An 11,091-nucleotide genomic window follows, 5' to 3' on the forward strand; every position below is an offset into this window, starting at 1 on the left:
CCTTGGCGCTCTCTGCGTCCTTTGCGCCTTGGCGTTTTCCGACTCTGCGGCTTTGCTCGCTTTGCGGCTTGGCAGTGTACACTCACCCCTAGGCTGCTCCGTCGATTTGCAACGTTCTGTCCTAGTGGTGCGTATCTTTTGGTGAACACGGCCCGATTGGCCATCCGCCGGTACGAAAGAGATGCTACGATATAGGTAGCCGCTACCACAACAAGCGAGATAGGTATGTTGAGAATCTCACGCACGATAGCAGGCATCTACGTACTGGCAACCATCGTTCTCACTGTTGTTACCGTTGTCTTTGGCCCTGTTGGCTGGTCTCCGCTGCCTTTACCCACCGCAGCATCCCCGATCCGGATCGATTTTGCCGTTAGTTCGGAAAAAGAGGCGTGGCTGCGCAGCGCCATCGAACGGTTTGCCCGCACCAACCCGACGATCAACGGGCGGGCGGTTGAGGTGCGCATGCGCGTCGCCGGTTCCCGTGATTTGATCACCTCGATTGAACGCGACGGCTACCAACCAACGGTGGTTAGCCCGGCCAGCGAGTTACAACTCGCCGAACTGCGCCAATGGCGAGCCGAACTGCTGCGCGAGCCAGCCCAACCGTTGGCCTTTACCCCACTCGTGGCCTTGATGCGCGAAGCGCTGGACACAGAGAGGATTGCTAACCCGTGGCAACTCTGGCAACGCCAATTGCCCGATCAGATTAACAATGTGCGAATTGGCATCTCATCACCGGCCAAGAGCAACGGCGGCTTGCAGAGTGTGATCGTACTGGCAGCGCAGTATCATCAAACCAACAGCCTTACCATCGAACAGGCCCGCGATGCCGGTTTACGCGACTGGCTGCGCCAATTGAACGAGCACGTTGCTGGCTGGCCCGATAGCACCGGCACACTTACAACCGATTTCGTCATCCAGCCCGGCGCTTACGATATCATTACGACGTATGAAAACCTCGCCCTGCAAACGTTTCGCCGAGGCGAGGGACGCGGGTTGCGGGTGCGGGTCTACTACCCCGCCGCGACGATCGTCAGCGACCATCCCTACGCTATTCTCACCGCGCCGTGGGTCGACAACGCCGAACGCGAAGCTGCCCGCTTGCTGCGCGATTTCCTGCTTAGCCCCGCCGAACAGACCATCGCCATGCGCGAGTATGGTTTTCGCCCGGCCAACCCCCAAGTGACGATTGACCTAGACGACCAAGCCTCACTCTTTGGTCGCTATCGCGATTACGGCTTGCAACTCGACCTCGCCGCTCAACTCGCCACCCCGTCGCCAGAAGTGATTGTGACGCTGGTGACGACGTGGCAAAGCGCAACGGAAAGGTGAAGAGAGTTATAGTCTGTAACGAGGTTCATCATGCGAAGATCTGATAAGTCAGATGAAAGCTTTCTTGAAAAACTAGCGGCTGGCGCAATCGGCACGAAACAAGTTATCGAAGACCTCAACCAACAAGGCCATCAACCTATCGAACTTGAGCGAGGCTCGACAAGTTTCAAAATTTGGAAAGGAGTCAAGATTAAGCGGATTAGGGTTCCAGATATTCTTTGTGTGAAGTGTGGTCATCGTATTGAGTCAAGAGCAAAGACTCAGTTTGAAGTCTCGATGTCCCATTCACCAACCGATCCTGAACGATGGACTACGCGACGAAGATGCGGTTGCAATTGTGATCTGTCACAAAAGCGGCAATCAACCGGTTGATTGGAAGGCAGATCCCTTGGCACAGTATGTAAAAGTGAAAGATATGCGTGAGGCGCGACAGCATGGGCGCACCGCCCAACCGCAAGCAAAAGGCGCCGAGGAAGGTTTTGAAATGCGCATTGTATGGCCGACAGTAACAGCATCGTTCGGTGGCGTTGTAATGCAAATTGACTCAAGCAAGATTGGTGCGGTCGCCGAAATGCTCGGACGGCGTTGGATCGCGTTTGAAAAAGAGCAGGCCTATCCTTGCCGCCTCTGCATTCCGGTTTCTTCATCATAGCGATGAACAAACCATCCGGACAACATATACGTTGTTAATGCAACCAGACGCCCGCTTGATCAAGCTACCGCAAACAGCACAGCAAACCACGCTTTTTGAGCATCCATCGGTATCAGATCAGCGCAGTGCAGCAGACTAACTATCCCAATACAGCGTTTATACGGTTTCAATGAGAGGAGCTATCCATGCGTATCCGGCTATTCAAACTACTATCGCTGCTCGTGGCTCTAACAACGCTCCTAAGCGGTTGCGGTGACATTGACACGCTGTTTGACAGTGGTGATGCCAATGCAATCACCATTAACATTGCCTACAGTCCTGAAAAGGATAAGTGGCTGACCGAGCAGATTGCTCGCTTCAACGAACAGCGGATCACGGTCAACGACCGCCGCGTGCGTGTTGAGGGGATCAACAAATCATCGGGCGCAGCTCGCACCGAGATCAAGAACGGCACGCTGAAGGTGACGGTCTGGAGCCCATCGGCTAGCACGTGGCTGGAAGTGCTTAAGCAAGAGACCGGCAACCAGAATGTAGCCGTTTCCAATAAGCCGCTGGTGCTGACGCCGGTGGTGATCGCGATGTGGAAGCCGATGGCTGAGGCGATGGGTTGGCCGAATAAGCCGATCGGCTGGAAGGATATCCTCGACCTGACCAACGACCCGCAGGGTTGGGGCCGCTTCGGCCACCCCGAATGGGGCCGCTTCTCGTGGGGCCATACCGACCCCGAAATCAGCACGACGGCGCTCAGCACACTGATCGCCGAGTTTTACGCCGCCACCGGCAAGCGTGAAGGCCTGACCGTGGCCGATGTGCAGAGCGAAGCGGCCACTCGCTTCATCCGCGAGCTGGGTCGCAGCATTAAGCACTACGGCTACAACACGCTGATCTTCAGCGAAAATATGAAGAAGTTCGGCATGAGCTACATCTCAGCCTTCCCGATGGAAGAGATTACGCTCATCGACTTCAACAAATTCAACCCGCCGCCAACACCGCTGGTAGCTATCTATCCAGCCGAGGGCACCTTCTGGCACGACAACCCGTTCATCATCATGGCCAGCGCCACCGCCGACGAACGGGCCGCCGCCGAACGGTTCTACGAATTTCTGCTCACTGAAGAGAGCCAGCGCGCCGCGATGTCGTTCGGCTTTCGCCCGGCCAACCCAGACGTGCCGCTGACCGATCCGATCAGCCCGGCCTTCGGCGCCGACCCGCAAGGGGTGCAGACTGTTTTGGCTGTGCCTTCGGCAGAGGTGATCGTTGCGGTCAAGAACTCGTGGGCGCTCAACCGCAAGCGGGCCGACATCTTGCTGGTAGTTGACACCTCTGGCTCGATGGAAGGCAATAAGATGACGATGGTCAAAGCTGGGATCGAGACCTTCCTTGCGCGGATTCTGCCTGAAGATCGGGTTGGGTTGGTAACGTTCGACTCGACGGCCCGCTTAGTGGTGCCAATGGCGCCGCTCAACAACAACCGGATCGCTTTACAAACCGCCGTCCAAGAGATGCGCGCTGCTGGCCGGACGGCATTGTTCGATGCGTTGGCCTTGGGGAAGCAGGTGCTTGACAACCTGCCGCCCGCCGAAGACGATCGCATTCGCGCGATTGTGTTGCTCTCGGATGGAGCTGACAACTCGAGCCGGGCATCGATTGATGAAATCCGGCGCCTCTTCGATGAGAGCGGGATCAGCATCTTCCCAGTGGCTTACGGCAGCGATGCCGACCGGAAGACACTTGACTCGATCGCCGAGTTTGCCCGCACGATTGTGGTGGTCGGCGATACCGGCGATATTGCCCAGATCTTTGAAAACCTGAGCCGATATTTCTAGGACCGGGTTGACAGTTTGGAGTGCGGCAGTCAACCTGCCGCATGCGGAGACCAGTCATGAAGACTACGTGGCGATCACGGGTACCGTATCGAGTGCGGCAGTCAACCTGCCGCATGCGAAACGTTACGCACATGGCTCCACGCCGATGAGTTGACAGTATGGAGTGCGGCAGTTAAACTGTCGCACTCTATAAAAAGAACATCGCATGTAGTCACGGCGTGATATAATTACACTAGAAACTATCTCGCCAAAGGCAGGATGGTATGGACACACTCCGCACTGCCGCCTTGCAACCGCTCAATCTGCTCGTGCTGGTCGCCGCGATCTTCGGTGGCTTGTCGCTCACGATCTGGTGGTTGCCGCTTGGAATCGCCCTCTACCTTGCTGCCACGTGGTTGGCGGCGCGCGACCCCTTGCTGACCGCACCGCGCCCGCGCATCACTAGTCCGGCGCTACGAGCCGCGCTGGGCGAGATCGAGCGATTGCAGCGCGAGGTGGAACGAGCCGCCGGTATGGCGCAAGGCCCGCTTGGCGGTCTGCTCGGTAATATTGTCAACCAGACTCGCGATTTAGTGGCCGAAGCGTATGTGCTGGCCGACAAAGGGCAGATCATTGAACGCTTCTTAGCCACGAACGATTGGCAGCGTTTGTCACAACAACTACCCCAGCTCGATTGGCAGATCAGCGCCACGATCGACCCGTTCACCCGCCAGCAACTCGAAGAGCGGCGGCAAGCGTTGCGCACCCAACAGCAGCATATCCAAGATTTGAGCACCTACCTCAACCGGATTAAGGCCCAGCTCGCGAACATTGATGCCAGCCTCGACACCACCCTAGCCGAGATTGTCCGGCTCAAGACCGCCGATGCAGTCGCGATGGCCTCGGCTAGCGGCGCTGTCCAGCAACGCCTCACCGAACTGCGCAGCGATATGGAGGTGTTCCGCAAAGTGTTGGATACCGCGATGACCGGCTTGTAAGGCAACGCTTGCGCTGCTGCCATCCAGCTATGCCGTACAGCCTTTCATCATCTTTCAATGTACCCAACCGGCAAGACCTGCTATGATATTCACAACGAACATCTAACATAACTACACGCGAGAGGAACACCATCCTATGGTTGCACGCACCCTCATCCCCGCTCGCACTCCGGTCGCAACACCCGATGAAGGTCTCGTCGCTGATATGTTGCCACCGATGCTGGTGCTCTTAGCAACGCTCGCCGGCGGTGCAACCGGCATCTTGCTGCTGAATCGGTGGCAGGGCAATGTCTGGCCGTATGTTGTAATCCTGTTGCTGCTCGCCAGCGTTGCCGTAAGCGACCGGTTGCGGCGGCGCGGCAACCTCCATCTGGCCAGCGTGGTGATGGTCGGTTCGATTACGCTATTGCCGGTGCTGAGTTGCGCGGCGTTTGGCTTCACCAACAACAGTTTCGTCTATCTTTCGGTATTAGGGGTCTTTGCCGCCGGCATTATGATCTCGTCGCGGGCGCCGTTTCAAGCGGCGCAAGCGGCGATTTTGCTCTACCTCGGCTTGCTGCTTGGCGCCGATCTGATCGGCCAGTCACGGCCAGCGTGGTTTGAAGCGATCGGGCAGATCATCCTCCTGATTGCCCTGTTGCTCGGCGCAGCAACGCTCAGTTGGGCGGCGGCATACGTGGTGCGCGGTACGATTAGTTGGGCGATCGATGCAGCGCAAAAATCCGAGCGACGCGAACAGTTGTTGCGCGCGACCCAAGCTGATCTGGAACGGGCCTTGCTCGAACGCGATTTGCTCAACGAACAACTGTACCGCACCACGCTCGAACTGGAAGAGGCACGGGCCGCTGCCGAGGCGGCCTACCGCTCGAAGACCAACTTTATGACCACGATGTCGCACGAGCTGCGTACCCCGCTCAATATCATCATCGGCTTTAGCACCGCGATGCTCGAACATCCCGAAATGTACGGCGATGTGCGCATTGACGAACAGGTGCTGCAAGACATTGCCGAGATCCGGCGCAGCGGCCAGCATTTGCTCGGCTTGATCAACGATATTCTCGATCTGGCAAAAGTTGAGGCCGGCAAGCTTGAGCTGAACAAGACCAATCTCGCGTTGATGCCGCTGCTCGATGAGACGATGCGTACCGCGCAGGCGCTGATCGGCGAGCGGCCCATCCAGTTGCGCCGCGAGTACCGCGATACGTTGCCGACGGTGCTGGCCGATGAAGTGCGGGTGCGGCAGATATTGCTGAATCTGGTCTCGAACGCCTGCAAGTTTACCCATTCGGGCGAGATTGCGGTCGGAGCGCGAGCAGAGACTGATCAGGTCGTGCTCTGGGTGCGCGACACCGGCATCGGTATCGTGCCAAGCGATCAGGAGCGGATCTTCCAACAATTCGAGCAAATTGAAAATGCTGACACGCGCCAGCACGCCGGCACCGGTTTGGGCCTCTCGATCTGCCGCTGGCTAGTCGAGCTGCACGGCGGGCGGATGTGGCTGGAAAGCGAACTGGGCAAGGGCAGCATCTTCTTCTTCTCGTTGCCGCGCACACGGGCCAGCACGGAAAGAGCATAACAATGACGGCAACGATGAAACGTGGCAATGCCGCGTTTCATCGCTATCAACATCGCGCGCTGGCAATGGTGCAAGTGAGCAAAGGAGCAAGGAACGATGGCCAGAATACTGCTCGTCGATGATGTCTATACGGCTCGTTCGATGTTCGAGCGCGTGCTCAGGCATGTCGGGCGTCACGAGGTGCTCTCGGTTGGCAGCGGCGCTGAGGTGCTGACAAAAGTGCATGAATTTGCGCCTGATGTGATCGTGCTCGATATCAGTATGGCTGATCGCGATGGCTTGATGGTATTGCGCGATCTGCGGGCGCAGGGAGTGCGGTGCCCGATCATTGCCCACACCGCTCGCACTGAAAAGACGCCGGGCGAATTTGTGGCGCAGGGGTTTGATGCCTATGTGCCCAAGACGGGTAATTTGACCAATCTGCTTAGCACGGTGCGCGATTTAGTTGGGCGGTAGATCGGCCTAGCCCAGATCGCCCGATCGTGTGCCCGGCCTTTCAGGCCTAGCAAGCGTTGCAAAGCCCACACTGCGGGTTAGGTAAGGTTATTCCGTCTCCTGCGCCCGGCCCTTCAGGGCCGGGCTTGGATTACGAAGCCCGCTGCGCGGGCTGCTGACCCTCACCCCCTGCCCCGCTACTAGGGGAAGGAATAGCCACAAAAAGACGCAAAAGGCACAAACATGTTTCGTGACTCTTGTGGCGCTTGGTAGCAATCACCTCCCCTCCCCCAGCGGGGTTCAAGGGCGGACAGAACACCTGTCCAGAACCCGGCCCTCAAGGGCCGGGCTAGGGGTACGAAGCTCGCTGCGCGGGCTGATGCCCCCACCCCATCACCCCTCCCCCGCTGGGGGAGGGGTGATGGGGAGCGGAGAGGCGGGCTTTACGGCATCGCACAGCGATCGACAGTTGTACTCGATCAAACGTTCTGTCCGCTCCTCAACCCCAGCGGGGGATGGGCAGCAGGGGGCAGGGGCCAGAATAGGGGTGGGGACAAATGAACCCGTCCCTCAAAGGCCGGACTTGGGTTACGACATCCGCTGCGCGGGCTAGATCGGGGCGGTGAGCACGGCTTGGGTCGTGTGCCCGGCTCGGCGATAGTAGGTTTTACCTGATCAAGGTATCGCCAGTTGCTGCGGTTTTCCCAATCGCACGCGGCAGTACAACACCATCGCGTAACCGATCGGTTACAATACGGCATGGTAGCATACCAACCGATAGGAGGTATTGTGACCGTCGATCTGGTACGCGGCATGCGTGATGTCGCCCCGGCTGAGCATACGGCCAGCCGGTATGTGCAAGCCATTTTGGAACGAACCATAGCCAGTTACGGCTATCAGATGCTCGATGCGCCAATTATCGAGCACCGTGACCTCTATTTGCGCAAACTCGGCGAAGAGCTGGTCGGCAAGGTGTATGAGTTCAGCTTCGGCGGGCGCGATCTGGCGCTGCGTCCGGAATGGACGGCATCGGTGTTGCGGGCGTATGTGGCGGGGATGCAAGATCAACCGTTGCCGCTACGCCTCAGTTATGCCGGGCCGGTCTTTCGCTATGAGCGGCCCCAACGCCATACCTATCGCCAGTTTACGCAGATTGGCGGCGAGATTATCGGTGGCTTGCCGCCGCGCGCCGATGCAGAAGTAATTGCGCTGGCCTGCGCCGGCTTGGACGCTGCCGGCGTGAGCGGGTATACCGTGCGCATTGGCCATATTGGGCTGGTGCGCGAGCTGCTGCTGCGGTTTGCGTTGCCTGAACGCACCCGCGGGTTGTTAGTGTGGAGCCTTGAGCGGCTGCGGGCCGAGGGGATCGAACCGGTGCGCGAGCGGGTATTGGCAAACCTTGGCACGCCGCCGGAAGGTCTTGAATTGCCTCCCGGCCTCGATGACGCGCAGGCGGCCATTTGGCTGGAACGGGTGCTGTCTGCGATGCGGATCGATCTGCGTACCGGCACCCGCAGTCCGGCAGAGGTGATCCAACGCTTGTTGCGCACCCTGCGCCGGGCCGACGAGCAGCCATTAGTTGAAGCGGCGCTAGCGCAGTTGGCCCAACTCGCTGCGATCAGCGGCTCGCCCACGCAGGCGCTGCCGGCACTGGCCAGCCTGCTCGGCAGCGAATCGGCATCCTTCCGCGAATTACAAGCTATCCTCGATCTGCTGGCAGCGCATGGCGTACCAAACGACCGGCTCGTGATCGATGGCGCGTTGGGCCGCGGATTGCACTACTACACCGGCCTCATCTTCGAGATTTACGACCGTGACGGGAATCAGCTCTGTGGCGGCGGGCGCTACGACGATCTGGTCAGTACCCTCGGCGGGCGACAACCAACCCCGGCAGTCGGTTTTGCCTACGGGTTGGAACGGGTGCTGGCCACGGCGGCGCTGCCGGAATTAACGCCGCCAGCGACCGTCTTAGTCGCCGCAGTGAGCGATGACGACTACCCGTATGCGTTAGTGGTCGCCGAGCGCATCCGCGCCGGCGGGAGAGCGGTGGTGCTCGATACGCGCGGGAGGAGTGTAAAAGACAATCTGCGCGATGCGACCCGGCGCGGTTTTGCCGCCGCCGTGATCGTGGGCGCAGCCGAACGTGAAGGCGAGTACGTCGTGTGGCGTGATCTCGCCGCACGTACCGAACGGCGGATTGCGCTAGCAGCATTGGGGGAGGCGTTATGAGCACAACGCAGGCGTGGGGGCGCTACGTTGACGTATTGCCGGCGCAGCAGCAACAGCTCATCGCGAAACAACCAATTTGCTGGTTGCCGTGGGCGACATTAGAACCACGCGGATCGCACTTGCCCCGCGGGGTCGCCGGTTATATTGCCGAAGCGGTGGCCGAAGGCGCAGCGCGCCGGGCGGGTGGTGTCCTCTACCCGTTGCTGTGGTGGGATAGCACTGACAATGTCGCGCTATTCCGCCAACTCGTAGCGACACGGCTGGCTGCTGTCGCCGCTCAAGGGTTTCAAGGCGCGATTGTGATCGGTTTGCCCGCAACCACGATGATTGATCTGGCGCTGATCGAGACTGCCGAAGAGGCGTGGTCGCAGCATCATCTGCTGACCCTTGCCATCTCGCCGCTCGAGCTGGTTGATGAAACAATGCAGGATCGCGGCGCGCTCTGGGAGACCTCGCTGTTGCTGGCGATGCACCCGGAATTGGTCGATCTCAGCCAACTCGCATCCGATGACGGGCGCAATGTGCGCGATGTCGCTAGCCCCTCGCTGGGCAACCATGCACTCACGTTGGCGATCGATCGGCTAGCGAAGGCCGTACAAGATGTCTGTACCCGGCGGAACGTAGCCGCGATTACTGCTTTATACCAACAGCGCCGCGCGCGTTATGACAGGTCTACGCTATGACACTGCGTTTTGCTATCCCTTCTAAAGGTTCCGGCTACGATGCGACCATTGCGTTGCTGGAAAGTTGCGGTCTGCGCGTGACCCGCGCTAACCCGCGCCAGTACACGGCGGTGTTGCGCGGCTTGCCCGGCGCCGAGGTGTTGCTGCATCGGCCAGCCGATATTGTGACGAAAGTGGCCGAGGGCGCGATTGATTTGGGTGTGACTGGCTACGATCTGCTGCACGAACAGCGCGGCGAGGACGATGATGATGTGCTGGTCGTCATCGATGACCTCGGCTTCTGGCGGGTTGAGCTGGTCTTTGCCGTGCCCCAAAGCTGGATCGATGTCACCTCGTGGGCCGATCTGGCCGATCTGGCGGTCGAATTCCAAGCGCGAGGCCGGCGGTTGCGGATCGCAACCAAGTACCCCAACACCGTGCGCCGGTTCTGTTATGCCAATGGCATCAACATGTTCGAGCTGGTCGAGTCGCAAGGCGCGACCGAGGCGGCGCCGAGCCTTGGCTACGCCGACATTATCGCCGACATCACCGAGACCGGCACTGCCATTCGTGAGAACCAGTTGAAGATCGTTGGCGGGCCGATCATCCGCTCGCAAGCGGTGTTAATCGGCTCGCGCCGTTCGCTGCGCGGCAACCCGGCCCGGCTCGAGCTAGTGCGCCAGCTTTGCGAATTGATCGAAGCCCGCCGGCGCGGTCGCCTCTTCTATTCGCTGACCGCCAATCTGCCCGGCGCCTCGGTGGAAGAGGTGGGACGGAAGGTGACTGCCCGCCACGAGCTGGCCGGCTTGCAGGGGCCGACGATTGCGCCGGTGTGGAGCAAGTTTGCCAGTGAGAGTGGGTGGTACGCGGTGAATGTGGTCGTACCGCAAGAGGAACTATTGCCGGCGATCGATTACCTGCGCAGCATCGGCGCCAGCAGCGTCACGACTGTCCAAGTGCAACATGTCTTTCGAGCTGAGAGTGAGGCGTTTGCGCGGCTCAGCGCGCGTCTTGGCGAGGAGCGACTATGACCCAGTATAGTGCTGCCGGAGTAGATATTGCCGCGGCGACGCGAGCGAAAGAGCTAATGGCGGCGGCGGTGCGCAGCACCCACGGACCGGCCGTGCTGGCCGGGATGGGGGCGTTTGGCGGGTGTTTCGATGCGGCGCTGGCACTGGCCGGGATGCAAGCGCCGGTGCTGGTCAGCAGCACCGATGGCGTGGGCACCAAGACACTGGTAGCCGCTGCGCTTGGCCGCTATGACACGGTTGGGCAGGATTTAGTCAATCACGCGATTAACGATATTTTGGTGCAGGGCGCGCGCCCGCTCTTCTTCCTTGATTACATTGCGGTGGCAAAGCTCGATCCGGCGCAGGTGGCAGCGATTGTCGGCGGCGTCGCC

At 59.6% G+C, this 11,091-nt stretch carries 10 protein-coding genes; all 10 read left to right on the forward strand.

The genetic code is table 11. From position 1 onward, the window contains the following. Nucleotides 1-225 precede the first annotated feature (225 nt). Nucleotides 226-1,332 (forward strand): substrate-binding domain-containing protein, encoded by a 1,107-nt coding sequence (locus U9R81_RS18150; protein ID WP_322496820.1) that lies wholly within the window; start codon nt 226-228, stop codon nt 1,330-1,332. Nucleotides 1,333-1,561: 229 nt separating this feature from the next. Then, a complete protein-coding gene (locus U9R81_RS18155; protein ID WP_322496821.1) occupies nt 1,562-1,984 on the forward strand; it encodes a hypothetical protein in 423 nt (140 codons plus the stop codon). Between the two features lie 185 nt (nt 1,985-2,169). Further along, nucleotides 2,170-3,810: a VWA domain-containing protein gene (locus tag U9R81_RS18160; protein WP_322496822.1), complete on the forward strand. Its 1,641-nt coding sequence runs from the start codon at nt 2,170-2,172 to the stop codon at nt 3,808-3,810. Between the two features lie 263 nt (nt 3,811-4,073). Beyond that, nucleotides 4,074-4,787, forward strand: a complete 714-nt coding sequence (locus U9R81_RS18165; RefSeq protein ID WP_322496823.1) for a hypothetical protein — start codon at nt 4,074-4,076, stop codon at nt 4,785-4,787. Between the two features lie 136 nt (nt 4,788-4,923). After that, nucleotides 4,924-6,363: a HAMP domain-containing sensor histidine kinase gene (locus tag U9R81_RS18170; RefSeq protein WP_322496824.1), complete on the forward strand. Its 1,440-nt coding sequence runs from the start codon at nt 4,924-4,926 to the stop codon at nt 6,361-6,363. Between the two features lie 96 nt (nt 6,364-6,459). Beyond that, nucleotides 6,460-6,819 (forward strand): response regulator, encoded by a 360-nt coding sequence (locus tag U9R81_RS18175; RefSeq protein ID WP_322496825.1) that lies wholly within the window; start codon nt 6,460-6,462, stop codon nt 6,817-6,819. A 768-nt stretch (nt 6,820-7,587) separates the two neighbouring features. After that, a complete protein-coding gene (gene hisZ / locus U9R81_RS18180) occupies nt 7,588-9,027 on the forward strand; it encodes an ATP phosphoribosyltransferase regulatory subunit (protein ID WP_322496826.1) in 1,440 nt (479 codons plus the stop codon). Then, nucleotides 9,024-9,710: a creatininase family protein gene (locus U9R81_RS18185; RefSeq protein WP_322496827.1), complete on the forward strand. Its 687-nt coding sequence runs from the start codon at nt 9,024-9,026 to the stop codon at nt 9,708-9,710. The genes hisZ and U9R81_RS18185 overlap by 4 nt, the downstream gene beginning before the upstream one ends. Next, nucleotides 9,707-10,720 (forward strand): ATP phosphoribosyltransferase, encoded by a 1,014-nt coding sequence (gene hisG, locus U9R81_RS18190; protein WP_322496828.1) that lies wholly within the window; start codon nt 9,707-9,709, stop codon nt 10,718-10,720. Before U9R81_RS18185 ends, hisG begins: the two co-directional genes overlap by 4 nt. Next, nucleotides 10,717-11,091, forward strand: a 375-nt coding sequence (locus U9R81_RS18195; protein WP_322496829.1) for an AIR synthase related protein, incomplete at its 3' end; no start/stop codon positions are given. The genes hisG and U9R81_RS18195, both read left to right, overlap by 4 nt.

The sequence above is a fragment of the Chloroflexus sp. genome, from assembly GCF_034435895.1.
Taxonomy (GTDB): domain Bacteria; phylum Chloroflexota; class Chloroflexia; order Chloroflexales; family Chloroflexaceae; genus Chloroflexus.